A 22881-nucleotide genomic window follows, 5' to 3' on the forward strand; every position below is an offset into this window, starting at 1 on the left:
GTTATCAGCTTCATGGACGGAGCAGGATCAGGCCGGAACCTTCTTGAGCATCTCGATGCCGACCTTGCCGGCGGCGATTTCGCGCAGGGCGGTCACGGTCGGCTTGTCCTTGGCTTCCACCTTGGGGGTGTGGCCTTGCAGCAGCTGGCGGGCGCGGTAGGTGGCCGACAGGGTCAACTGGAAACGGTTGGGGATCTGCTTGAGGCAATCTTCGATGGTAATGCGGGCCATGTGATACTCCTGAATGACGGTCTTGCTTGTGGATTGATGGGTCCGGCGCCGGTGGCTGGTTCGCCTCGTGCCGCTCAGCTCGCGTGGATGCCCAGCTGGGTGAAGAGGTAGGCATTGCGGGCGGCTTGCTGCGGGAAGCGGCAGCGGGCGGCCTGGACAATTGCCGTCAGTTCGGACAAAGCGACGGCAAATTCTTGATTGATAATAACATATTCGAACTCCGGCGAGTGAGCGATTTCGCCGCCCGCGGCCAGGATGCGGCGCGTGATGACGTGGGGTTCATCCTGGCCGCGCTTCTTGAGGCGCTCTTCCAGTGCCGCAATGGAAGGCGGCAGGATGAAGATGCCGATCGCATTGGAAAACTGTTTCTTGACCTGCTGCGCACCCTGCCAGTCGATTTCCAGCAGCACATCGGTACCGTTGGCGATCTGGTCGGCAATCATCAGGCGCGAAGTGCCATAGTAATTGCCGTGCACCTCGGCCCATTCGAGGAATTCGCCTTCTGCTTGACGCTTCAGGAAATCTTCGGCATCAGTGAAATAATATTCACGACCATGTTCCTCGCCCGGGCGCGGCGGGCGGGTGGTGTAGGAGATCGACAGCTTGATGGCCGGTTCCTGCTTGAGCAGGGCGTTGACCAGGGTGGATTTGCCGGCGCCGGATGGGGCGACCACCATGAAGAGGCTACCGGAAGTGGGTTTTTGGACGGGCATGGGGTCCTCGCTGAAAATGTCTTTTAACTGATCAAGGTCGGGGCGGAATGGGGCCGTGGCAGCGTCATTCCAGATTCTGCACCTGCTCACGCATCTGGTCGATGAGCAGCTTCAGTTCCATGGAGGCATCGGCCAGCTCCTTGACGGCGGCCTTGGAGCCGACGGTATTGGCCTCGCGGTTCAGTTCCTGCATCATGAAGTCCAGTCGTTTGCCGACCTGGCCGCCCTTGTTGAGGATGTGGCGGGTTTCGGCCAGGTGGGCCGACAGACGCGCCAGCTCTTCGGCGATGTCGATGCGGATGCCGTAGAGGGTGACTTCCTGGCGGATGCGTTCCAGCGACTCTTCACGGGTGGCCACCGGGGCGGCGCCGTTCTGGGTCTGCAGGGCCAGACCCAGGGCTTCGGTCATGCGTTCGGTAGCCTTCTGCTGGAATTGCTCTACCAGCTGCGGCACCAGCGGGGTGATGCGGGCCACGATGGCTTCCATCGCATCCACCCGCGCCAGTATCACGGCTTGCAGGGCAGCACCTTCACGGGCGCGCGATTCGACGAAGGCGTCCAGCGTCTGCTGCATGGTGGACAGGATGTCGGCTTGCAGGGTGTCCTGGCTGATTTCGGCCTCTTCCATCACGCCGGGCCAGCGCAGCAGCTCATTGATCGACAGCGGCGCGGCATCGGGGAACTGGGCGCGCAGCTGGTCTTGCAGGCTGGCCAGCTGGCCTATCAAGGTGTGGTTCAGGGCCTGGCTGTTGCCACTGGCGACCTTGCGGCCGAAAGACAGACGGCATTCCACCTTGCCACGCACCAGGCGGCCCATGATGGCTTCGCGCAGCATGGGTTCGACTGCGCGCAGGTCATCGTTGATGCGGAATTGCAGGTCGAGGAAGCGCGAATTGACGCTCTTCATTTCCAGGGTGACCGTGCCGGCAGTGGTTTCACGGGTGGTGACGGCATAGCCGGTCATGCTGTAGATGGTCAAGGTCGGGACTCCATAAAGCGGGCGGACGGCGCAGCCAGGGCGCGCCGGCGGATCGTGTTGCGGGTGGGGTGGGCGAGGGGCAGGGACTATGTTCGATGACCGATGCCGCGACGGCAGGCATCGTGTTCCTTTACAATGCCGGACTTGAATGTTCCGGCGCTGCTTGCGGCCTGCCCGGGTGCCACCCGGTCGGAGCCCGCATTTTAATGAAGTTTGGCGGCGCCGCGCTATCAAAAACATCAATCGGCCGGTTTTTGGCGGCGATTGGCCCCCGACAAGCCGCATTGTGCGCCCGTGGGCCGGCCCGCCCCCGGACCAGCCACGCTCAGACCAAGACAAGGAACACCATGACCACTTCCCACCGCCCCAGCGGCCGCAGCGTTTCGCAATTGCGCGACGTGCGCCTGACCCGCCAGTACACCAAGCACGCCGAAGGCTCGGTGCTGGTGGAGTTCGGTGATACGCGCGTGCTGTGCACCGCCTCCATCGAGGAAAAGGTCCCCGGCTTCCTCAAGGGCAAGGGACAAGGCTGGCTGACCGCCGAGTACGGCATGCTGCCGCGCTCCACCCATACCCGCATGGACCGCGAAGCCGCCAAGGGCAAGCAGTCCGGTCGCACCCAGGAAATCCAGCGCCTGATCGGCCGCGCCCTGCGCGCCGCCTTCGACCTGGAAGCTTTTGGCGAGCGCACCCTGCAACTGGACTGTGACGTGCTGCAAGCCGATGGCGGTACCCGCACCGCCGCCATCACCGGTGCCATGGTGGCCGCCTATGACGCTTTCAACGTGCTCAAGTCGCGCGGCCTGATCGAGACCATTCCGGTCAAGCAATTCGTGGCGGCGATCTCGGTGGGCGTCTACCAGGGCGTGCCGGTGCTGGATCTGGACTACCTGGAAGACTCGGATTGTGATACCGACATGAATGTGGTCATGACCGATGGCGGCCACTTCGTCGAAGTGCAGGGCACCGCCGAAGGTGCGGCGTTCGATCGCGCCACCTTGAACAGCCTGCTGGACCTGGCCCAGCAGGGCATCACCACGCTCAACGGCTTGCAGAAGCAGGCCCTGGGCCTGTAAGCCCCGGCCACGTCCCGGCGCAAATCGCCGTACAATGCGGTTGAGAAGCGATATGAACAAAAACGCCATGTGCCACACCGACATGGCGTTTTTCATTGGAGACGCGGTGGCGAAGATGCCCATCCCGCGCGCTCCGTAGAGATCAGGACCAGACATGCAGCCCAAGCAAAAGATCGTGATGGCGTCCAACAACGCCGGCAAACTGAAGGAATTCGCCAGTCTCCTGGGCGAGATCGGACTGGACGTCCGCCCCCAGGGCGAGTTCGACGTACCCGAGGCGGAGGAGCCCTTCGGCACCTTCGTCGAGAACGCGCTGGCCAAGGCCCGCCATGCCGCCCGCCTGACCGGCCTGCCGGCGCTGGCCGATGATTCCGGGGTCTGCGTCAATGCCCTGGGCGGTGCGCCGGGCGTATACTCCGCCCGCTATGCCGGCGAGCCCAAGTCGGACGCCAACAACAACGCCAGGCTCATCGCCGAGCTGGCAGCGCATGCCGACAAGTCCGCCTATTACTATTGTGTGCTGGTCTATGTGCGTCATGCCGACGATCCGCAGCCGGTCATCGCCGATGGCCTCTGGAAGGGCGAGATCATCGATCAGCCGCGCGGGCAGGGCGGTTTTGGCTATGACCCGTACTTCCTGCTGCCTGCGTTGGGCAAGACCGCTGCCGAACTCACGGCGGCCGAGAAAAATGCCGTCTCCCATCGTGGGCAAGCCCTGCGTGCCCTGGTCGGGAAGCTGGCATGATCCCGATCAAGCCGGTACCGGCCGATATCCCGGCCAGCCGCGCGGCCAGCGGCCCGGCCCAGGCCGCGCTGGCCTTTTTGAAGCCGGGCAGCCTGCAGCTGACGGCCTTGCCGCCTTTGTCGCTTTACGTGCATTTCCCCTGGTGCGTGCGCAAGTGCCCTTATTGCGACTTCAATTCCCATGAAGTGAAGGGCAGTTTCCCGGAAGAGGCTTATCTGGATGCGCTGCGCAGTGATCTGGAGCAGTCACTGCCGCTGATCTGGGGACGCAAGATCCACACCATCTTCATCGGTGGTGGCACCCCCAGCCTGCTGTCGGCGGCCGGCCTGGACCGCCTGCTGTCCGATCTGCGCACCTTGCTGCCCTTCGATAACGACATCGAGATCAACATGGAAGCCAATCCGGGGACCTTCGAGGCTGACAAGTTCCGCTCCTATCGGGACAGCGGCGTCAACCGCCTCTCCATTGGCATCCAGAGCTTCAACAGCCGGCATCTGCATGCCCTGGGGCGCATCCATGATGGCGATCAGGCGCGCAAGGCGGTGGAGATCGCGCACGCCAACTTCGACAATTTCAACCTCGACCTGATGTACGCGCTGCCGCAGCAGACGCTGGAAGAGGCCCGCACCGACATCGCCACGGCCATCGGCTTTGCACCGCCGCATCTGTCGCTGTACCACCTGACGCTGGAGCCCAACACGCTCTTTGCCAAGTATCCGCCGCCGGTGCCGGATGACGACACCAGCGCCGACATGCAGGACATGATCGCCGAGCTGACCAATGCTGCCGGCTACGCCAACTATGAAGTCTCGGCCTACGCCCAGCCCAAGCGCCGCGCCCGGCACAATCTGAATTACTGGCAGTTCGGCGACTACCTCGGCATCGGTGCGGGGGCGCATTCCAAGCTATCCTTCCCGCATCGCATCGTGCGCCAGATGCGGTACAAGCATCCCCAGGCCTATCTGGACCATGCCCGGGCCGGTACGCACATTCAGGAGGAAGCCGAAATCGGCCGTGATGCCCTGGGCTTCGAATTCATGCTCAATGCCTTGCGCCTGACCGAAGGATTCTCACCGAATCTCTTTGCCGAGCGTACCGGCATGAGCTTGAACCAGATCGGGAAAGCGCTCGACCTGGCCGAGCAGAAAGGCATGTTGTATCGCGATCACGCTTTGATCCGGCCAAGCGATCTCGGACGTCGTTTTCTGAATGATTTGCAGGAAATTTTCTTGTCAGAGTAAAGCCATGTTGCAAGGTGGCTTTTATCAGGTATATTTAGAAAAAATTTAATTTTAATTAAGTATTCTGCTGGGAAACTTGTTAATATTCTTTTAACATTGCAGAGCGTCTCAGCAAATCGATGCGGCGCGCCACGATAAAAATATGGCTGTTCAGGATAAAAGCGTTCCATTTCCACTCGTGTTTTTGCAGCCCGTTGCGGACGTTCATCACGTCTGGACCGCGTTGTCGCTGCACATTTCACCTGCGGTGGAAGACGACAATGCCTTGCTGTCTCGCCTGTTCAATGAATTTGACCTGCATGACGCACTGGGCGGCCTGAGCTGCATCATCCCGGTGCGTGATCCGGCGGTCTTCGCGCCGGAATTCCAGCACGAGATTCCGCAAGGTCAGCTCGCATTGCGCGTGCCGGTTGAGCATTGCGTCGATCCCGGCAAGATCGATGCCCTGGACTGGCTCTACAGCCGGGGTTTTGCCATCATCGCTGATGGCTTGCCGGCACAGGGGGCCAGTGTCTTCCCCTTCGTCGAATCGATGGCGCTGGACGCCGGTGTCGGCCACCTGCCTGAAACGGGTCAATGGCTGCAACGCCTGCGCGGTCCGCATCTGGCCGAGAACGTGGGCGATGCGATTCAGTTCGATGCCTGCCGGGTGGAAGGTTTTCGCTGGTTCTCGGGCGACTACGCCCTGCATCCCGACAGCCGCCTGTCGCAAAAGAATTCCATTTCCCGTGCGCGCCTGCTCAAGCTGCTTGAGCTGGTGGCGCGCGATGCCGACGCCAATGAACTGGAATCCCTGTTGAAGCAGGATCCGGCCTTGTCCTATCAGCTTTTCAAGCTGGTCAGCTCGGCCGCCTTCGGCTTCTCGGCGCATATCACCAATTTCACCCAGGCCATCAACCTGCTGGGCCGTCGCCAGCTGCAGCGCTGGCTGCAATTGCTGCTGTATGCGCGCTTCCCCGGCGACGAGTCGGCCAATCCGCTGCTGCCGCGCGCGGCAGCCCGTGCGGCGATGATGGAGGCGATGGCACAGAAGGTCACCTGCACCCAGGAAGAACTGGATCGGGCCTTCATCACCGGCATGTTCTCGCTGCTGGACATCCTGCTGGGCATGCCGCTCAATGACATCATCGAGCCGCTCAAGCTGCCGGTGGATATCGTCAATGCGCTGGTGCATCGCAGCGGTCGGCTGGGCAAGCTGCTGGACGTGGTCGAGCGCTCCGAAGATGGCCGCATTCCGCTGCGCCACGTGGATCTGGATGCGGCCGGTCTTGATGCCGAGGTGTATTGCCGTTGTCTGATCCAGGCCTTCAATTGGGCTACACGCGTCAGTACTGAGGCGTGATGACGATGATTTCCTCCGTGGGCACTGACGATCTGGCATGCTGTTCGGCACTGCTGGACGCCATGCAGAGCCTGCAGGGCATGGCCCTGCATGCCGCACTCGGAGGGATTGCGTCGGGTTTTCTCAAGCGTCCCGGTGGACGCTATGTCCTCAGCCCGCCAATGGAAGCGCCCAACGGGCTGTGCCAGGCGGTGGAGCATGAGGGCGCCCAGTTCGGTTACTTCGTCTTCCCGGCCCTGACCCGTCCTTACACCGAGCTGGAGCGCACCCGCCTGACCATGCTGGCGGCCTTCCTGGGCCGACTGATGCAGCGTCGCGCCGAGACCGACAAGCGCGCCCGCTCGCTGGACCAGATCGAGGCCAAGCTGGAGCAGCAGGCGCAGATCCTCAATCAGATGCACGAGTCCGTCATCACCATGGACCCGGCCGGTTTCATCACCAGCTGGAACCGGGGCGCCGAGCAGCTCTTCGGTTACAGTGCGCTGGAGGCCATCGGTCGCAATGTGCTGTTCCTCTATGAGAACGAAGAGCAAGAGGATTGCCTGCACGACCTGTTCCTGGAGCAGGGCGGCCGCGAAATGGAAGTGCGTCGCCGCAAGAAGTCCGGCGAGGTGTTCTGGGCCAGTCTGTCTTTGTCGGTCATGCGCGACCAGAATGGCCATCCGATCGGTCTGATCGGTTATCTCAACGACATCACCGAACGCAAGAATGCCGAAAAGCTGATCCATCACCTGGCCTATTACGACGCGCTGACCGGACTGCCCAACCGCACCTTGCTCACGCGCACGGTCGACCAGGCGCTCACGGAAGCGCGTCATGAAGACATGCACGGCTGCGTGATGTTCATCGACCTGAACCGTTTCAAGCCCATCAACGACACCTTGGGTCACGTCGCCGGCGACATGCTGCTGGTGGAAGTGGCCATCCGCCTGCGTCGTGCCTTGCGCGAGCAGGACGTGGTGGCGCGCCTGGGGGCTGATGAATTCGCGGTGGCGCTGTTCGACATCGACAAGGACTATCACCCCGGCTTCGTCGCCCAGAAACTGCTGGCCGTATTTGATGATCCCTTCTTCATCGACGGCCATGAGCTGCGCGTGGGCGCCAGCATTGGCGTGAGCATGTATCCGGAAGACGCCACCGATACCGAAACCCTGCTGCGACTGGCCGACATCGCCATGTATCGTGCCAAGCAGGGCGGCGACAACAATGAAGGCGGCTACGTCTACTACAGCGAAGAGATGAACCGCAACACGCTGGACCTGTTGCGCATCGAAACCGGCCTGCTGCACGCCTTCGAATACAACGAACTGCTGCTGTATTACCAGCCCAAGGTGGATATGAACACCTTGGCCATCACCGGTGGCGAAGCCCTGGTGCGCTGGCAGCATCCGGAGCGCGGACTGTTGCTGCCGGGCGAATTCATCCCGATTGCTGAAGAAACGGGTCTGATCGTCCAGCTCAGTGACTGGGTACTGGATGCCGTGTGCCGACAGGCGCGTTCATGGCGGGATGCCGGCCTGGCGCCGATCCGCATCGCCCTGAACGTGACGGCGCGTGAATTCACCCGCTCGCTGCCGGATCGCGTGCGTGCCGCCCTGAACCGCCATTCGCTCAGCGGCGACTGGCTGGAGCTGGAAATCACCGAAAGCATGCTGATGCACAGCACCGATCGCGTCATTTCCATCATGGAAAAGATCTGTAGTCTGGGTATCACGATTTCGCTGGATGATTTCGGCACCGGCTATTCCAGCCTGTCCTATCTGAAGCGTTTCCCCATCAATACGCTCAAGATTGACCGTTCCTTCACCATGGGCATTCCGGACGATACCAATGACTGCGCCATTGCCAGCGCCATCATCGGCATCGCCAAGCAATTGCGCCACAAGGTCATTGCTGAAGGCGTGGAGACTGAAAAACAGTTCAACTTCCTGCGCGAGGCCGGTTGCAATGAATTGCAGGGCTTCCTGTTCTCGCGCCCGATTCCTGCTGCGGACTTCCATGCCATGCTGCTGGAGGGGCGCAAGCTCAACGTCGCACCGGATACGATCCCGCCGGCCACCGGTCTTCCTGACCAATGATGCCAATGATGCCAGTGAGCGGGCAGCGCCTTCTCGCTGGTCGGCTTCCTGCTGTCTTCCTCAACTGACGATTTGTCCTCTGCCTGGGCCTGGTCCGGGAGCGTGTTGCCGGAAACTTGATACCTTCGGGCATTCTCTAGAACTTTTTCGGTCTGAGGGGAGAATGTTGTCCAGATTTCATCGCGGATTTCGCCGGTTTTCCGTGTGCTGCCGTGTCAGTGCTTATTCTTCACCTTTCAACCAACGAAGGAGAATGACCATGAAACAACGTATAGCATTGCTGGCCCTGTTGGCCGGCGCATCTGCGGCTTCGGCCGCCATGGCTGCCGGTGAGTCTGTCAAGGTGGCGCTGAACCTGGTCAATGGCCAGGGGGTGGTCTCCCCGGCGGGGGAGGTGACCATCAGCCAGACGCCTTATGGATTGGTATTCCAGCCGGCGTTGTCGGGCTTGCCTGCCGGTGTGCACGGCTTCCATCTGCATCAGAACGCTTCCTGCGCGCCGCAGGAAAAGGATGGAAAGATGGAGGCGGCACTGGCTGCGGGTGGTCACTGGGATCCGCAGCAGACCGGTCAGCATGAAGGTCCGTACGGCCAGGGGCATCTGGGCGATTTGCCGGCGCTTTACGTTACGGCTGACGGCAAGGCCAACTATCCGGTGCTGGCACCGCGCCTGAAGACCCTGGATCAGGTCCGTGGGCATGCGCTGATGGTGCACGTGGGCGGGGATAATCACGCGGATCATCCGGCGGCGTTGGGTGGTGGGGGTGCGCGACTGGCGTGTGGTGTGATCCAGTAGGGATGTGGCCTTCCGGGCCTGAGTATGGGGCCGGGATCAGGTGGAGCGTTGCCATCAATCTTCAAGATAACTAGAACCCATTTCTGTAGTTTCCAATGACTGGCTATGCGGCAATTGCTTTAGGCGGCTTGATCAAGCTTTCTGCAGGAATGCCGAGTCCTTGGTTTGGCTTCCAGATCAAGCGATGGCGAAAATAATAGACGCCGTGGCGAGATTGATGGATTCCGCTGGGGATTCGCATGGGCCTTTTACTGAAAAAGGGAGGGGGCCTGCGGGCGACTCCACATCCGAAAACCAAATAAAAAAGCCCCTGTAAAAACAGGGGCTTAGTAATGCTTGGCGGAGACGGAGGGATTCGAACCCTCGATACAGGTTTAAGCCCGTATGCTTCCTTAGCAGGGAAGTGCCTTCGACCACTCGGCCACGTCTCCACACTGAAGGCAGTTATCGCATTGCTGCGTTGCCTCAGCGAAGACCGAGATAATATCTTCTCATTTGCATCCGGTCAACAGTGGTCTTGCAAATAATCACCGTTTTTTCACCGCTACGGTCTTCGCCTTGAACGGCGCTTGATTTACTTGGCGCTGTCCAGGTCGAAAGCCTTGTGCAGAGCGCGCACGGCCAGCTCCATGTACTTCTCGTCGATCAGTACCGAGATCTTGATTTCCGAGGTGGAGATCATCTGGATGTTCACGCCTTCTTCGGACAGGGTGCGGAACATCTGCGAAGCGATACCCACATGGCTGCGCATGCCCACGCCCACCACCGAGACCTTGGAGACCTTGGTGTCGCCATTGATGGCTGCCGCACCGATGTGCGCCTTGACGCTGCTGTTCAACACTTCCACGGCCTTGGCGTATTCGGCGCGCGGGACCGTGAAGGTGAAGTCGGTCTTGCCTTCCACCGACTGGTTCTGGATGATCATGTCCACTTCGATGTTGGCATCGGCCACCGGGCCCAGGATCTGGTAGGCGATGCCCGGACGGTCGGGCACGCCCAGCACGGTGATCTTGGCTTCGTCGCGGCTGAAGGCGATGCCGGTGATGGTTGCTTGTTCCATGTTCTTGTCTTCCTCAAACGAAATCAGGGTGCCGGAGGCGGCTTCTTCGGCCAGCGGCGTGAGCGGGTCGGTCAGCGACGACAGCACCCGGGTCGGCATCTTGTAGTTGCCGGCAAATTCCACGGAGCGGATCTGCAGGACCTTGGAACCCAGGGAGGCCATTTCCAGCATCTCCTCGAAGGTCACGGTCTTCAGACGACGGGCGTCGCTCACCACGCGCGGGTCGGTGGTGTAGACACCATCCACGTCGGTGTAGATCAGGCATTCGGCAGCCTTCATGGCTGCGGCCACGGCAACGGCCGAGGTGTCCGAGCCGCCACGGCCCAGGGTGGTGATGTTGCCGTCGGCGTCCACCCCCTGGAAGCCAGTGATGATGACGACCTTGCCGGCATTCAGATCCTTGCGCACCTTGGCGTCATCAATGGAGCGGATACGCGCCTTGGTGAAGGCCGAGTCCGTCTTGATGGGCACTTGCCAGCCGGCATAGGAGACAGCCTGCTTGCCCAGCGCCTGCAGGGCAATGGCCAGGAGCGCCACCGAGACCTGTTCGCCGGTCGAGGCCAGCATGTCCAGCTCGCGGCCGTCGGGCTGGGCCATGATTTCCTTGGCCATGCCCAGGAGGCGGTTGGTTTCACCAGACATCGCCGAAGGCACGACAACGATCTGATGGCCGGCGTCGTGCCATTTGGCAACGCGCTTTGCGACATTCTGGATGCGCTCGATCGAGCCCATCGAGGTGCCGCCGTATTTGTGAACGTATAAAGCCATAGGGGATAAAAAAAGGTGGCCCGACTTTGACAAGAAAACCCTGAGCTAGGCCGGAAGGAACAAACCCTTGACTTTACATGCGGTGCGCCAAAATCTCAAGGAAAAGCGCGATTGCACACGGTTTTGCAGGGATTTTTGCATGACGCGTTGCAGCAAGAAAAGTGCATCGACACACTGTGGCGCGCATGATTGCGCTTGCGCACACGGCAGCAATGCACGTCAGGTGCGTCAAGGGCGTGTCAGGTGAAGAAAAGCGGGAGGGGCAGGATGAAGGAGGAGGTCTGGTGCACCAGCTGTCATGCGCCCGTTCAAGGCTGGCGGCATGGCAGATGGTGCTGCGGTACGGAGACTGCGGTACTGCTGGTGATGCTTTGCTGGGCTGTCACGTCATCCTGGCACGGCGGTTCGGACGCAGGCGGCTGGCACTCGTTCGCGTTCATTCAGGTACAACGCGGGGGATGCGCCGGTGCGGAACACTGCCCTGACGGAATCGGTTCATCCGGATAGCGGATGCGGATCGCTTCGATCAGGCGCCGTTGTACAGATTTTGGGCTGCGCTGCTGGCCTGTTGCACCTGGCTTGCGACATCCTGGCGGCTCAGTTGCGAGGGAGCCTGGCGGATGACAGGGTATTCATTGCGCAGGGCAATCTCGTGATTGGCTTGGGCACGTTGCAGCTCGGCCTTGACGTCGGCGCGGGTCCGGGTCGAGTGGAACGGGGTTTCCGGCGGATACGGGGCTTCAGCCATGGCGGCGCCGGCGGCGGCGAGCAGGGAGGCGGCAACGACGATGTTCTTGATGTTCATGATAATGTCCTCTGTCTGGATAAGTGGTGGTTGTTCTTCTCCAAACGCCGACGAGTCGTGGGAACGAGCCATGCTCTCCTTGTGGGAAAGCCCACTCGTGGGCGATCTGGTGAAGTCGGCTGGCGCCGGGCTTGTTGCTTTGCTGCGTTGCGCCAACCGATGACTGAAGTGTAAATATTGCGAAGACGAAGAAAAATAGGTTTAATCGGAATTGACTATTTCTCTTTGTGGAACAATCGGGGACTTGAAAAATGGATCGGTTGCAATCAATGCGGGTGTTTGCGAAGGTGGTCGAGCAGGGTAGTTTCGTGCGGGCGGCCGAGTTGCTGGACATCTCCAATGCCGTGGCGACCCGCTTCATTGCTGATCTTGAGGCGCACCTGGGTACGCGCCTGCTCAACCGCTCCACGCGCCGGCTGTCCCTGACCGAGGCCGGACAAGCGTATCTGGAGCGGGTCCGCATGATCCTGTCCGAGGTCGATGATGCCGAGGCCCTGGTATCGATGGAAACCAAGCGCCCGGCCGGCACCTTGGCGATCTACTCCAATGCCGGTTTCGGGCAATCGCAATTGGGCGAGATGCTGGCTGCCTACAGCGGCAGCTATCCCGATGTGGGGCTGGACATCTATCTGTCGGACCGCTCCATCGACCTGGTGGAGGAGGGCATCGACATCGGATTCTTCAGCAGCTTGCAAAAGTTCGACGCCAGCATGATCGTGCGACAACTGGGTGTGGCCAAGGTGATCCTTTGTGCTTCACCTGCTTACCTGGCCCGCGCCGGTGCGCCCGAACAGCCCGAAGATCTGTCGCGTCACAGCTGCCTGAACTTCTCGCATGAATATTTGCGCCATCACTGGCATGTCAATACCGAGGCCGGGGTGATGGATGTGCCCATCGTCAGCAAGGTGGTCTCCAACAGCGGCGTGTTGCTGCGCGACCTGGCGCTGGCGGGCATGGGCATCGTGATGCGCCCCTCCTACTCGCTGGGTGATGATCTGCGTTGCGGCAAGCTGGTGCAGGTGCTGCCGGACTTCGACATGGGGCAGGTGGTCATTTCGATGGTCTATCCGAGCCGCCGGCTGCTCTCGGCCAAGGTGCGCAGTTTTGCCGATTTCATCAGCGCCCGTTTCCCGCATCCCGAAACCGATCCCTGGCTGACCTGACGCCCCGATGCCGAGCGTTCCGGGCAACACAAGTGCTTAGCCGATCACATCGGCCAGCTTGCCCAGCAGGCTGCAGTCTTGCTGCCAGCTGCGTCGTTCGGCGGAGCTGGCGGCTTCGCGCTGCAGATCGGCGTCGCTCTTGTCGACCTGGGCCAGCAGGATACGCTCGGCCAGCCGGGTATCTGGCTCCATGGGGCCGAAGAAGGCCACCGTGGCGCCTCGTTCGATGAGCAGGGTGGGGAAGTTGTCGATGTCGAGATCACCGACCAGGTCGGCCTGGTCCTCGATATCGATCCAGACGAAATGATGTTGCGGATAGCGCGCCGCCCAGGCCTGGAAAGCAGCTTCATATTCACGGCAGCTGCCACACCAGTTCGCACACAGGCAAGCCACGACCCAGGTGTCGTTGCGAAGCGCCTCGGCGAGGTGGCGGCGGTTGGTTTGGTCTAATTTCTGGTAGGACATGGCGCGCCTATTTTACCCCCTTCGCGGCGCGGGGTTTTGCGCTGCCGCACAAAGGCTCACGATGGATGCGAACGAACCGAACAATTGCGCGCCGCACGGTAAAATAGCGGGATGTCCACGATTCTTGCCATTGAAACCTCCACCGAGCTGGCCTCGGCGGCCTTGCTCTACCGGGGCGAACTGATTGCGCGTCAATCCTCCGGCGCCCAGACCCATTCCGATGCCATTCTCCCCATGATCCAGCAATTGCTGGCCGATGCCGGCCTGGCGCTGTCGCAATGCGATGCGCTGGCCTTTGGCGTCGGGCCGGGCTCCTTCACCGGCGTGCGCACCGCGTGCGGTGTGGTGCAGGGCTTGTCCTTTGGTTGCGACCGTCCGGTGGTGCCGGTGCTCACCCTGGAAGCGGCGGCCCAGGCCTGCCGCGATGAAACACCGGAGGCCGCCGATGTGCTGGCCATCCTCGATGCCCGCATGGGGGAGGTCTATTGGGCCCGCTACCGGGCCCGCGCCGATGGCGGCTGGGATGTCCTGGCCGCGCCGGCCTTGTCATCGGCCGCCCAGGTGCCGGTGGAGGGTCGGCCCCATGCCTGCGGCAACGGCTTGTCGGTGCATGCCACGCATTTCAGTACCGGTTTCTGCGAGGCCGCCTTTGCCAGCGTGCATCCGCTGGCCATGCCGCATGCGCGCCAGGTGGCGACTCTGGGCCAGGTCCATTTCAGCGCGGGCGTCGCCTTGCCGGCGCAGCAGGCGCAGCCGCTCTACCTGCGCAACAAGGTCGCCCTGACCACGGCCGAACGCGAGGTGCGCGATGCCGCCAAGGGGGCGGCATGATGCCGGAGGACCCGGTGTTGCCCCGGTCCGTATCGCATCCGCGCTATGGACGCCTGCAATTTGCGGCCATGGGCGCCAGCGACCTGGATGCGGTGGTGCGTATCGAAGAGGCCGTCTATTCGCACCCCTGGACGCGTGGCAACTTTCAGGATTCGCTCTACAGTGGCTACCAGGCGCAGACCTTGCGAGACGTACACGGCGAATTGCTGGGTTATTTTCTGGTCATGCTGGCCGTCGATGAGGCCCACCTGCTCAACATCAGCGTGGCGGCCCTGCATCAGCATCAGGGACTGGGCCGCCTGCTGCTGGACCAGGCCAGCGCCACGGCACGCCAGCGCCACATGCGCACCATGCTGCTGGAAGTGCGCGAGTCCAACCAGCATGCCGCCAAGGTCTATCGCCAGTACGGCTTTACTGAAATCGGCCGACGCAAGAACTACTATCCCGCTGCCAACCAGACCCGAGAAGGGGCTATCGTCATGAGCCTGCCCTTATGAGTGAAGAATTGAAACAAGAGCCCGGTTTCGGCTCCTCCCTGGCCCTGCTGGATGCGCTGGGTATCGGCCCGGTCTGGGTGCGGCGTGAACTGGCGGTGGAAGAAGTGCAGGGCGCAGCCGCCACGCAAGAAACCCTTGCCCCGACCCCTGCCGCTCCGGTCGAATCGCCCAACGTCAGCGCACCGCAGCCGGTCGCAGCAGAAGCCAAGGCAGCCGTCGTGACGCATGCGCGACCATCTCCACCTTTGCCCGTCGCGCCTGCTCCCGCGGCTGCGCCGGTGGAGCAAGAGGGCGGCCCACCCTCCTGGCTGGACGATATGGACTTCGGCACCGCACTGGAGCCCGTGCTCATTCCGGACGGCGACGAGGAGCAAGACGCGCCGTCCGTCGATCCCCTGATCGCCCGCCTCAAGACCATGGACTGGCCGCAGTTGAAGCAGCAGGTCGCCGGGTGCCGCCGTTGCGGCCTGTGTCAGGGGCGCAAGAATACGGTCTTTGGCGTAGGCGATGAAAAGGCCCGGTGGCTCTTCATCGGCGAAGGTCCGGGCCGCAATGAGGACCAGCAGGGCGAACCCTTCGTCGGCCCCGCCGGTAAACTGCTGGACAACATGCTGCTGTCCATGGGCGTCAAGCGCGGCGAGAATGCCTACATCGCCAATATCGTCAAATGCCGTCCCACCGACGACAACGGGCGCGACCGTCCGCCTTCCCCCCAGGAAGTGGCCGCTTGCCTGCCTTATCTGCAGCGCCAGATCGAGCTGATCCAGCCCACGGTGCTGGTGGCGCTGGGCAAGACGGCGGCCATTTCGCTGCTGGGCATGGATCCGGCGACGCCGGTCTCGCGCCTGCGTGGCACGGTGCATCGCTACCAGGACCGTCCGCTGGTGGTGACCTACCACCCGGCCTATCTGTTGCGCACGCTCACCGATAAAAGCAAGGCCTGGGCCGACCTGTGCCTGGCCATGAGTACCTACCAGGCGCAGTCGCGCTGAGGCGATGCCGGGCATGGACCTGACCACGCACCAGGCGCGCTTTCACCAGCGTTGGCCGGAGTTGCGCGATCCCCACGTACGCGCGCTGGCCTGGCTGCTGTATGCCCCCGATCTGCTGGCACCGCATGCGGCCTGCTGGGAGGGCCGCATTGCCACGCTGGGCCAGCTTTCGTCCGAGGTGGCTGACTGGCTGCACGAGTTGCAATTCGATCCCGCTGGCAACGCGGCGCTGCACGCGCACATGGCGCAGCAGCCCTCGGGCCGCCTGGGCCGCTACGCCGAAAAGCTGCTCGGCTTCTATCTGCGTCATCAGGACTGTCTGGTCGCGGCCAATCTGCAGGTGCGCAATCAGGAGGGCGCGCGGGAAACCCTGGGCGAGTTCGATTTCCTGATCCGCTCCCCCGAGGCCGAGACCGATGGCGGACTCGTCCACTGGGAGTTCGCCACCAAGTTCTACTTGCTGCAGGCGCGGCAGCTTTCCGGTTCGGCCGGGGCGGAGGCCTTCGTCGGTCCCAATCTGGCCGATTCGCTCGGGCGCAAGATGCGCAAGATCCTGCAGCAGCAGTTGCGGCTGTCCGCGCATCCCTCTGCCCAGGCTGTCTTGCCTGCGCCGGTGGTGGCAGCGCGCGCCCTGGTCAAGGGATGGTTGTTCTATCCGCTGGGCGCAGCGCTGGCGTTGCCAGTTTCCATGGGCATTGCCGACGATCATTGCCGGGGATTCTGGTGCGATGCGGCCTGCCTGCCGGCCATCGACGAGCAGCCGATGCGCTACGCCTTGTTGCCGCGCCTGTCCTGGCTGGCGCCAGCCCGTCTGCCTGCCGCGCAGGGGCTGTCGCTGGGGCAATTGATGGACAGGCTGGAGGAGATGTTCTGCGCTGACGACAGCCCGGTGATGGTGGCGCAGTGTCGGCCGCAGGAGGGCACAGAGCCGGAACTGCTGGAAGTGATGCGGGGTTTCGTGGTGCCGCCACAGTGGGAAGCGCGCGCCGCCACGACCGTGCAGCACGCCATCGTCCAGGTCTGAACCGGCGGTCCGGACCTTTCAATGCAGCGGGGAATCAGTGGTGGGGATGCTTGTCCTCGCCGATCAGCGCCAGCGAGTCGTGCTCGCGCTGGTTGGCGGCATGGCGGCGCATGATCAGATACATGATGCCGGCCACGAAGGAACCGAAGATGATGATGACGGTATTGACATCCAGGTTCATGCGCACCATGAAGGCATACAGCACCAGCATGGTCAGCACCGAGAGGTTTTCGTTGAAGTTCTGCACGGCAATCGAGTGACCGGCGCTCATGAGCACGTGACCACGGTGTTGCAGCAGGGCATTCATCGGTACCACGAAGTACCCCGACAGGGCGCCCACGATCACCAGCAGCGGATAGGCCACCCACACCGAGGTGGTGGTGGTCATCAGCATCACCACGATGCCCATGATGATGCCCAGCGGCATGACGGTCAGCGATTTCTTCAGCGGCACGAAGCGCGCTGCGGCCACCGCGCCCAGCGCCACGCCCAGGGCGACGATGCCCTGCAGGATGGCGGCCTTGTCCAGCGGCATGTGCAGTGACTTCTCGGCCCACTTCAGGACGATGAACTGCAGCGTCGCCCCGGCGCCCCAGAAGAGCGTGGTCACGGCCAGCGAGATTTGGCCCAGCTTGTCCTTCCACAGGGTGGTGAAGCAGCCGGCGAAATCGACGATGAGACGGATGGGATTGCGTTCCTGGTGCTCGTAGCGGGCGCCGGTATCAGGGATGTAGAAGTTGAACAGCGCGGCGATGACGTAGATGCAGGAGATGATGCACAGGGCCGCTTCGGTAGGGGTGTTGATGGGCAGGTCGATCATCGGGAAATCGAAGCTGAGGATCACGGCCGACACCTTGGGATTGACCAGCGCCCCGCCCAGGACCGTGCCCATGATGATGGAACCCACCGTCAGCCCCTCGATCCAGCCATTGGCGGCGACCAGTTTTTCCGGCGGCAGCAGTTCGGTGAGGATCCCGTACTTGGCCGGCGAATAGGCCGCCGCGCCGAAGCCGACCACCGCATAGGCCAGCAGCGGGTGCACGGTGAAGAACATGAGGGAACAGCCGCCGATCTTGATCATGTTGGTGATCAACATGACCTTGCCCTTGGGGAAGGCGTCGGCGAAGGCGCCCACGAAGGCCGCCAGCAGCACATAGGAAAGCACGAAGAACAGCTTCAGCAGCGGGGTCATCCACGCTGGCGAGTGCATTTCGGCAAGTAGGGCGATGGCGGCGATCAGCAGCGCGTTATCGGCGAGCGACGAAAAGAACTGCGCCGCCATGATGGTATAGAAACCGCGATTCATCCCTGTCCAAGATGTATAACAAATGATGTCCGGGTAGCTTTATACCATGAAACCATGCACGCTCCGTCATAAGTCCAACCAGAAAGATGTTCGTCCGGTAAAATGCCCGCTTGTTCCCTGCAGGGCAAAAACTGCCGGGCGAACCGCGACAGGCAGGTCCGTGGCGACCTTCTCATTGGCCGTGCACATTGCCGGTTCCCGCCGATCTCTGTCTGTCAGCCATCCGCTCCGTTACCGCTACTGGATATCATGCCAAGACCCATCGTCGCTTCCATCAGCATTTCTGCTCTTCAACACAACCTCTCGGTGGCCCGCGCCCATGCACCCAATGCCCGCCTCTGGGGCGTGCTCAAGGCCAACGGCTACGGTCACGGACTGGAGCGCGCCATGCGCGGCCTGGCCGACGCCGACGGCCTGGCGCTGGTCGAGCCGGACTATGCGGTGCGCCTGCGGGAGTTGGGCTGGACCAAGCCGATCCTGCTGCTGGAAGGTTTCTTCGATGCCGATGACCTGCCGGTGCTGGCCCGTCACGATATCCAGTTCGCCGTGCATTGCGACGAGCAGATTGCGCTGCTGGAACAATTCGTCACCGATGCCGCCTTCCATGTGCATCTGAAGATGAACAGCGGCATGAACCGCCTGGGTTTCAAGCCCGAGGACTTCCACGCCGCCCATGCGCGGGTGAGCAAGATCGCCAGCGTGCGCAGCATCACCATGATGACCCACTTCGCCAACGCCGATGATGCCGGCAACCCGGCCCTGCCGCTGGCCGAGCAGGTGCGCCGTTTCGAGGCCGGCACGCAAGGGCTGACCGGCCCGAAGAGCCTGTGCAATTCAGCCGCCGACCTCATGCACGGCCAACTGGCCCATGACTGGGTACGTCCGGGCATCATGCTCTATGGTGGGACGCCCGGCGGCGGCACTGCGGCTGATTTCGGCCTGCGGGCGGCCATGACATTGGAAAGCCAGATCATCGGCGTACAAGAGATCGGACCGGGCGAAGCCATCGGCTATGGCAGCCGTTTCGTGGCCGACAAGCCCATGCGCGTGGGCGTGGTGGCCTGCGGCTATGCCGACGGCTATCCGCGCCACGCACCGACCGGCACACCGGTACTGGTCGATGGCGCCAGAACCGGCACCGTCGGTCGGGTCTCGATGGATATGTTGTGCGTGGACCTGACCGCGATCCCCGGCGCTGCTGTGGGCAGCCGCGTCCAGTTGTGGGGCCAGCAGTTGCCCATCGATGAGGTCGCTTCTGCGGCGGGTACGATCGGATATGAATTGATGTGCGCGCTGGCCCCACGGGTGGCGGTGCGTGAAGTGGCGTGATCTGAAGAAGATGAACTTCCTGGCAGATTTCCGGGACGTTTCAGCAGGCATACCAGCATAGAGCAGAGAGCGGCAAGGCGACGATGGCGAAGGTCAAGACCAATTACACCTGTACCGAATGCGGCGGGGTCAGCAACAAATGGGCCGGCCAGTGCCCGGCCTGCGGGCAGTGGAATACCCTGGTCGAGACGCTGGTGGAGAGCGGCGGCAATCGCTACTCGTCCACTCCGCAAAGCCTGGCGCAGACCGCACCGGTGTTGAGCCTGGCCGATATTGAAGCAATCGATGTGCCGCGCTTTGGCACCGGCATCGAGGAATTCGACCGGGTGCTGGGCGGTGGCCTGGTGCCGGGTGGGGTGGCGCTCATCGGTGGCGACCCCGGCATCGGCAAGTCGACGTTGTTGTTGCAGGCGCTGGCCAATATTTCCAGGCTCAAGAAGGTGCTCTACGTGAGCGGTGAAGAATCCGGTTCGCAGATCGCCCTGCGCGCCAAGCGCCTGGCGGTGGATGCGCGTGCGCTGCAATTGCAGGCCGAGATCCAGCTGGAAAAGATCCTCGCCACCCTGGCCGAGCACAAGCCCGAAGTGGCCGTGATCGACTCCATCCAGACCATTTATTCCGATGCACTGAGCTCGGCGCCCGGTTCGGTGGCGCAGGTGCGCGAATGCGCGGCGCAACTGACGCGGGTGGCCAAGACTTCCGGCATCACCATCATCATGGTCGGCCACGTGACCAAGGAAGGCGCGCTGGCCGGCCCGCGCGTACTGGAGCACATCGTCGATACGGTGCTTTACTTCGAGGGCGATACCCATTCCAGCTTCCGCCTGGTGCGCGCTTTCAAGAACCGTTTCGGCGCCGTCAACGAGCTGGGCGTGTTTGCCATGACCGAGAAGGGCTTGAAGGGGGTATCCAATCCCTCGGCCCTGTTCCTCTCGCAGCACGAAAACCAGGTGCCCGGCTCCTGCGTCATGGTGACCCAGGAGGGGACGCGGCCCCTGCTGGTGGAAATCCAGGCGCTGGTGGACAGTTCGCACGTACCCAATGCGCGCCGTCTCTCGGTCGGTCTGGAGCAGAACCGCCTGGCCATGCTGCTGGCCGTGCTGCACCGGCATGCGGGCGTGGCGGCTTTCGATCAGGATGTGTTCATCAATGCGGTAGGCGGGGTGAAGATTACCGAGCCCGCCGCCGACCTGGCGGTGCTGCTGGCGATCAATTCCTCCATGCGCAACAAACCCTTGCCACGTGGACTGGTGGTGTTCGGGGAAGTGGGGCTGGCCGGCGAGATCCGTCCGGCACCGCGCGGTCAGGAACGCTTGCGGGAGGCGGCCAAGCTCGGTTTCTCCATGGCGGTGATCCCCAAGGCCAATGCGCCCAAGCAGCCCATCGAGGGGCTGCGAGTCATTGCGGTGGAGCGCATCGATGATGCCTTGCAGAAAGCGCGCGAGATCGACGATTACGCTGCCTGAATCCCCGTCGGCAGTGGAGCCCTTCAGCCGGGCGTGTCGAAGGTGACGATGACCTGGTTGATCTCGCCCTTGATGGGGGGCTCGCCCGTGCGTGCCGTGCCGCGCAGGCTGTAATGCAGCTGGAACGGCTGGCGGGCATCGCGCCCGTTGAAGAAATCGGTACTGCCGGCACTGGTCTGACTCACGTCCCAGCACACGCCCGCATCCTTCCAGCACAGCCTGGCCTCGAAGCCGGGGGGCTTGCTGGCCAGGGTATAGCGCCAGCTGACCTTGCGAATGGTTGCGCCCGGCGGTACCTGTCCCACCACCGTGAATTGCGTGATGTAGTCGGCGTTGCGGGCGCGGATATCCGGACCGGGTACGTCAGAGGCATAGGCACCGGACGGTCCGCCATGGGCCGGCGTGATATTGAGCGGCGAGGGACCGCTTGGCGTTACCGGCGAGAGGATCACGATGGGGCGCTTGCTGCCGTCGCTGCCGGCGGCGGGAATGCTCAGGTTGCGGTCTGCATAGGTCTGCGCCCACGCCAGTGCGGGCAGGGCAGCCGCCAGAAGCCAGGGCAGCAGGCGCCGGATGAATGCCCGCTCAGGCATGACGCCGATGCCCCTTCAAGGGCAGCGAAATCTGCACCAGCAGGCCGCCGTGGCTTTCTTCATGGCCCTTCAGGACCAGCTTGCCATTGTGCTTGAGCACGATGCGGTTGACGATGGCCAGCCCCAGGCCGGAGCCATTGGCCTGACCGCGCGCGCTGTCGAGGCGGGTGAAGGGGCGCAGCAGACGTTCACACTCGTTCTCGGGCACCCCCGGGCCATGGTCGAACACTTCCACCAGGACATGATGCCCTTCGATGCGGCTGCGCAGATGAATCTCGGCGCAGTCGGTACCGGGCGTCTTGCCGTAGCGGCGCGCATTTTCCACCAGGTTGCTGAACACCCGCGCCAGTTCGGTCGCATTGCCCGCAACCTCGGTGGCGGGTGTGATCTCGGTAGTGAGCTTGACGTCGGACAGGCGCGCCGACTTGGCGGCCACATCGTCGAGCACGTCGGCCAGGTTGATGCTTTCCAGGCTGTTGGTATCGAAGGGCTTGGCGTAGTCGAGGAACTGGCCGATGATGCTGTCCATCTGCGCCAGGTCCGAGTGCATGCCGTCGCGCGATTCGTCCGACAGGTTGGCCATCTCCACTTCCAGCTGCATGCGCGCCAGCGGCGTGCGCAGGTCGTGCGAGATGCCGGCCAGGATCAGGGCGCGGTCTGATTCGATGCGATTGAGGTCGGCCACCATCTGGTTGAAGCTGCGATTGGCTTCCTCGATCTCGGTCGGGCCGGATTCGGGCAGCGGTTCCGGCTGGCGTCCCTTGGCGATGGCGCGGGCCGCTGCCGTCAGCCGGGCCAGCGGCTGGTTGATGAGGGTGGAGATGAAGACTGCCCCGATCAGTGACAGGAACAGCGCAATCGAACCCCATCCCAGCCATTGCAGACCCGAGGTGCGGTCCAGGCGGCCGCGGTCGAGCATGAGCCAGTACTGGTCATCGTCGATGTTGAAACTGATCCAGAAACCTTCCACCTCGTTGACGCTGGAGGCGAAGATGGTGTTCTCGTCCAGCGACTGGCGCACGTAGTACTCCAGCTCAGGCACGATGGGGGAGTCCTCGGGCGGTACGATGCGGTCGCTCTTTTCCAGCGGATAGATGCGGATGCCTTCATTGCTGGCCAGATCGAACAGCAGTTCGCGCCGCATCTCGGGCGCCGAGTGCGTCAGCGCAGCGCGCGTGATGGTGACCACCGAGACGATCTGTGCGGCCAGCTGCTCGGCTCGCGGGCCGCGTTCGACCATGCGAAAGCTGGCTACCCAGGCCACCATGCTGGCGGTGATCAGGAAGGTCAGGAGGAAGAAGGTACGCCAGAACAGGCCGTTGCTGAACCATCCGGTTTGAGGGCGGGTTTTCATCGGCAAGCGGCCTGCGGGTGAGGGGTG

22 protein-coding genes and 1 tRNA gene are annotated in these 22881 nt (G+C 62.6%); 13 read left to right on the forward strand and 10 right to left on the reverse strand.

Annotated features, from left to right (window positions below):
- Positions 1 to 27 precede the first annotated feature (27 nt).
- The 3 genes from rpoZ to GWL_RS07535 form a co-directional block, all read right to left on the reverse strand.
- Positions 28 to 231: a DNA-directed RNA polymerase subunit omega gene (gene rpoZ / locus GWL_RS07525; protein WP_008328299.1), complete on the reverse strand. Its 204-nt coding sequence runs from the start codon at positions 229 to 231 to the stop codon at positions 28 to 30.
- A 74-nt stretch (positions 232 to 305) separates the two neighbouring features.
- The gene (gmk, locus tag GWL_RS07530) at positions 306 to 944 is read right to left on the reverse strand and encodes a guanylate kinase (RefSeq protein ID WP_008328301.1); all 639 of its coding nucleotides are present in this window, start codon (positions 942 to 944) and stop codon (positions 306 to 308) included.
- Between the two features lie 64 nt (positions 945 to 1008).
- Positions 1009 to 1923: a YicC/YloC family endoribonuclease gene (locus GWL_RS07535; RefSeq protein ID WP_008328303.1), complete on the reverse strand. Its 915-nt coding sequence runs from the start codon at positions 1921 to 1923 to the stop codon at positions 1009 to 1011.
- A 347-nt stretch (positions 1924 to 2270) separates the two neighbouring features.
- On the opposite strand from GWL_RS07535, the gene rph reads away from it, so the two are divergent.
- The 6 genes from rph (at position 2271) to sodC (ending at position 9201) form a co-directional block, all read left to right on the forward strand.
- Positions 2271 to 2999, forward strand: coding sequence for a ribonuclease PH (rph, locus tag GWL_RS07540; RefSeq protein ID WP_008328305.1), 729 nt, complete (start codon positions 2271 to 2273; stop codon positions 2997 to 2999).
- A 154-nt stretch (positions 3000 to 3153) separates the two neighbouring features.
- The gene (rdgB, locus tag GWL_RS07545) at positions 3154 to 3744 is read left to right on the forward strand and encodes an RdgB/HAM1 family non-canonical purine NTP pyrophosphatase (protein ID WP_008328307.1); all 591 of its coding nucleotides are present in this window, start codon (positions 3154 to 3156) and stop codon (positions 3742 to 3744) included.
- On the forward strand, positions 3741 to 4985 hold the full coding sequence (gene hemW, locus GWL_RS07550; protein WP_008328309.1) for a radical SAM family heme chaperone HemW: 1245 nt from the start codon (positions 3741 to 3743) through the stop codon (positions 4983 to 4985). The genes rdgB and hemW overlap by 4 nt, the downstream gene beginning before the upstream one ends.
- A gap of 142 nt (positions 4986 to 5127) precedes the next feature.
- On the forward strand, positions 5128 to 6327 hold the full coding sequence (locus GWL_RS07555) for an EAL and HDOD domain-containing protein (protein ID WP_034350257.1): 1200 nt from the start codon (positions 5128 to 5130) through the stop codon (positions 6325 to 6327).
- 5 nt (positions 6328 to 6332) lie between these two features.
- Positions 6333 to 8405, forward strand: a complete 2073-nt coding sequence (locus GWL_RS07560) for a bifunctional diguanylate cyclase/phosphodiesterase (protein ID WP_034350580.1) — start codon at positions 6333 to 6335, stop codon at positions 8403 to 8405.
- A gap of 259 nt (positions 8406 to 8664) precedes the next feature.
- Positions 8665 to 9201 carry a superoxide dismutase family protein gene (gene sodC, locus GWL_RS07565; RefSeq protein WP_008328317.1) on the forward strand — a complete coding sequence of 179 codons (537 nt, stop codon included), beginning with the start codon at positions 8665 to 8667 and terminating at the stop codon, positions 9199 to 9201.
- Between the two features lie 337 nt (positions 9202 to 9538).
- Here sodC and GWL_RS07570 read toward each other — a convergent pair.
- The 3 genes from GWL_RS07570 to GWL_RS07580 all read right to left on the reverse strand — a co-directional run bounded on the left by GWL_RS07570 (position 9539) and on the right by GWL_RS07580 (position 11834).
- Positions 9539 to 9632, reverse strand: a tRNA-Ser gene (locus GWL_RS07570).
- A 143-nt stretch (positions 9633 to 9775) separates the two neighbouring features.
- On the reverse strand, positions 9776 to 11029 hold the full coding sequence (locus GWL_RS07575) for an aspartate kinase (protein WP_034350259.1): 1254 nt from the start codon (positions 11027 to 11029) through the stop codon (positions 9776 to 9778).
- A 526-nt stretch (positions 11030 to 11555) separates the two neighbouring features.
- Positions 11556 to 11834 carry a DUF4148 domain-containing protein gene (locus tag GWL_RS07580; RefSeq protein WP_008328319.1) on the reverse strand — a complete coding sequence of 93 codons (279 nt, stop codon included), beginning with the start codon at positions 11832 to 11834 and terminating at the stop codon, positions 11556 to 11558.
- 251 nt (positions 11835 to 12085) lie between these two features.
- On the opposite strand from GWL_RS07580, the gene GWL_RS07585 reads away from it, so the two are divergent.
- Positions 12086 to 12997 carry a LysR family transcriptional regulator gene (locus GWL_RS07585; RefSeq protein WP_034350261.1) on the forward strand — a complete coding sequence of 304 codons (912 nt, stop codon included), beginning with the start codon at positions 12086 to 12088 and terminating at the stop codon, positions 12995 to 12997.
- Positions 12998 to 13033: 36 nt separating this feature from the next.
- On the opposite strand, the gene GWL_RS07590 is transcribed toward GWL_RS07585, so the two are convergent.
- Positions 13034 to 13462 carry a thioredoxin family protein gene (locus tag GWL_RS07590; RefSeq protein WP_008328321.1) on the reverse strand — a complete coding sequence of 143 codons (429 nt, stop codon included), beginning with the start codon at positions 13460 to 13462 and terminating at the stop codon, positions 13034 to 13036.
- Positions 13463 to 13573: 111 nt separating this feature from the next.
- Here GWL_RS07590 and tsaB point away from each other — a divergent pair, with 111 nt between their 5' ends.
- The 4 genes from tsaB to GWL_RS07610 are packed head-to-tail and all read left to right on the forward strand — an operon-like array spanning position 13574 to position 16806.
- The gene (gene tsaB / locus GWL_RS07595) at positions 13574 to 14293 is read left to right on the forward strand and encodes a tRNA (adenosine(37)-N6)-threonylcarbamoyltransferase complex dimerization subunit type 1 TsaB (protein ID WP_008328322.1); all 720 of its coding nucleotides are present in this window, start codon (positions 13574 to 13576) and stop codon (positions 14291 to 14293) included.
- Positions 14290 to 14790 (forward strand): ribosomal protein S18-alanine N-acetyltransferase, encoded by a 501-nt coding sequence (gene rimI / locus GWL_RS07600; protein ID WP_237713535.1) that lies wholly within the window; start codon positions 14290 to 14292, stop codon positions 14788 to 14790. The genes tsaB and rimI overlap by 4 nt, the downstream gene beginning before the upstream one ends.
- The gene (locus tag GWL_RS07605) at positions 14787 to 15782 is read left to right on the forward strand and encodes a uracil-DNA glycosylase family protein (protein ID WP_008328346.1); all 996 of its coding nucleotides are present in this window, start codon (positions 14787 to 14789) and stop codon (positions 15780 to 15782) included. The genes rimI and GWL_RS07605 overlap by 4 nt, the downstream gene beginning before the upstream one ends.
- Before the next feature lie 13 nt (positions 15783 to 15795).
- A complete protein-coding gene (locus GWL_RS07610; RefSeq protein WP_008328347.1) occupies positions 15796 to 16806 on the forward strand; it encodes a DUF1853 family protein in 1011 nt (336 codons plus the stop codon).
- Positions 16807 to 16840: 34 nt separating this feature from the next.
- Here GWL_RS07610 and lplT read toward each other — a convergent pair whose 3' ends face one another.
- Positions 16841 to 18112 carry a lysophospholipid transporter LplT gene (lplT, locus tag GWL_RS07615; protein ID WP_008328348.1) on the reverse strand — a complete coding sequence of 424 codons (1272 nt, stop codon included), beginning with the start codon at positions 18110 to 18112 and terminating at the stop codon, positions 16841 to 16843.
- A gap of 249 nt (positions 18113 to 18361) precedes the next feature.
- Between lplT and alr the strand changes: the two genes are divergently transcribed.
- Both alr and radA read left to right on the forward strand, forming a co-directional pair.
- Entirely contained in the window at positions 18362 to 19441 is a 1080-nt protein-coding gene (gene alr / locus GWL_RS07620) for an alanine racemase (protein WP_008328349.1), read from the forward strand.
- An 83-nt stretch (positions 19442 to 19524) separates the two neighbouring features.
- On the forward strand, positions 19525 to 20907 hold the full coding sequence (radA, locus tag GWL_RS07625; protein ID WP_008328350.1) for a DNA repair protein RadA: 1383 nt from the start codon (positions 19525 to 19527) through the stop codon (positions 20905 to 20907).
- 23 nt (positions 20908 to 20930) lie between these two features.
- Here radA and GWL_RS07630 read toward each other — a convergent pair whose 3' ends face one another.
- Positions 20931 to 21500: a flagellar protein FlhE gene (locus GWL_RS07630; protein WP_008328351.1), complete on the reverse strand. Its 570-nt coding sequence runs from the start codon at positions 21498 to 21500 to the stop codon at positions 20931 to 20933.
- Complete coding sequence (locus GWL_RS07635) at positions 21493 to 22854, reverse strand: sensor histidine kinase (protein ID WP_008328353.1); 1362 nt, start codon at positions 22852 to 22854, stop codon at positions 21493 to 21495. The genes GWL_RS07630 and GWL_RS07635 overlap by 8 nt, the downstream gene beginning before the upstream one ends.
- Positions 22855 to 22881 lie beyond the last annotated feature (27 nt).

Source organism: Herbaspirillum sp. GW103 (assembly GCF_000261365.1).
GTDB lineage: Bacteria > Pseudomonadota > Gammaproteobacteria > Burkholderiales > Burkholderiaceae_D > Herbaspirillum.

Bases quoted from the DNA above. Each gene is read 5' to 3' on its own strand.
- hemW (WP_008328309.1), top strand. From the start codon at position 3,741: ATGATCCCGATCAAGCCGGTACCGGCCGATATCCCGGCCAGCCGCGCG.
- GWL_RS07575 (WP_034350259.1), bottom strand. From the start codon at position 11,029: ATGGCTTTATACGTTCACAAATACGGCGGCACCTCGATGGGCTCGATC.
- rdgB (WP_008328307.1), top strand. From the start codon at position 3,154: ATGCAGCCCAAGCAAAAGATCGTGATGGCGTCCAACAACGCCGGCAAA.
- GWL_RS07610 (WP_008328347.1), top strand. From the start codon at position 15,796: ATGGACCTGACCACGCACCAGGCGCGCTTTCACCAGCGTTGGCCGGAG.
- rph (WP_008328305.1), top strand. From the start codon at position 2,271: ATGACCACTTCCCACCGCCCCAGCGGCCGCAGCGTTTCGCAATTGCGC.
- GWL_RS07635 (WP_008328353.1), bottom strand. From the start codon at position 22,854: ATGAAAACCCGCCCTCAAACCGGATGGTTCAGCAACGGCCTGTTCTGG.
- GWL_RS07605 (WP_008328346.1), top strand. From the start codon at position 14,787: ATGAGTGAAGAATTGAAACAAGAGCCCGGTTTCGGCTCCTCCCTGGCC.
- alr (WP_008328349.1), top strand. From the start codon at position 18,362: ATGCCAAGACCCATCGTCGCTTCCATCAGCATTTCTGCTCTTCAACAC.
- sodC (WP_008328317.1), top strand. From the start codon at position 8,665: ATGAAACAACGTATAGCATTGCTGGCCCTGTTGGCCGGCGCATCTGCG.
- GWL_RS07630 (WP_008328351.1), bottom strand. From the start codon at position 21,500: ATGCCTGAGCGGGCATTCATCCGGCGCCTGCTGCCCTGGCTTCTGGCG.
- lplT (WP_008328348.1), bottom strand. From the start codon at position 18,112: ATGAATCGCGGTTTCTATACCATCATGGCGGCGCAGTTCTTTTCGTCG.
- tsaB (WP_008328322.1), top strand. From the start codon at position 13,574: ATGTCCACGATTCTTGCCATTGAAACCTCCACCGAGCTGGCCTCGGCG.
- radA (WP_008328350.1), top strand. From the start codon at position 19,525: ATGGCGAAGGTCAAGACCAATTACACCTGTACCGAATGCGGCGGGGTC.
- GWL_RS07585 (WP_034350261.1), top strand. From the start codon at position 12,086: ATGGATCGGTTGCAATCAATGCGGGTGTTTGCGAAGGTGGTCGAGCAG.
- GWL_RS07590 (WP_008328321.1), bottom strand. From the start codon at position 13,462: ATGTCCTACCAGAAATTAGACCAAACCAACCGCCGCCACCTCGCCGAG.
- GWL_RS07555 (WP_034350257.1), top strand. From the start codon at position 5,128: ATGGCTGTTCAGGATAAAAGCGTTCCATTTCCACTCGTGTTTTTGCAG.
- GWL_RS07580 (WP_008328319.1), bottom strand. From the start codon at position 11,834: ATGAACATCAAGAACATCGTCGTTGCCGCCTCCCTGCTCGCCGCCGCC.
- GWL_RS07560 (WP_034350580.1), top strand. From the start codon at position 6,333: ATGATTTCCTCCGTGGGCACTGACGATCTGGCATGCTGTTCGGCACTG.
- rpoZ (WP_008328299.1), bottom strand. From the start codon at position 231: ATGGCCCGCATTACCATCGAAGATTGCCTCAAGCAGATCCCCAACCGT.
- gmk (WP_008328301.1), bottom strand. From the start codon at position 944: ATGCCCGTCCAAAAACCCACTTCCGGTAGCCTCTTCATGGTGGTCGCC.
- rimI (WP_237713535.1), top strand. From the start codon at position 14,290: ATGATGCCGGAGGACCCGGTGTTGCCCCGGTCCGTATCGCATCCGCGC.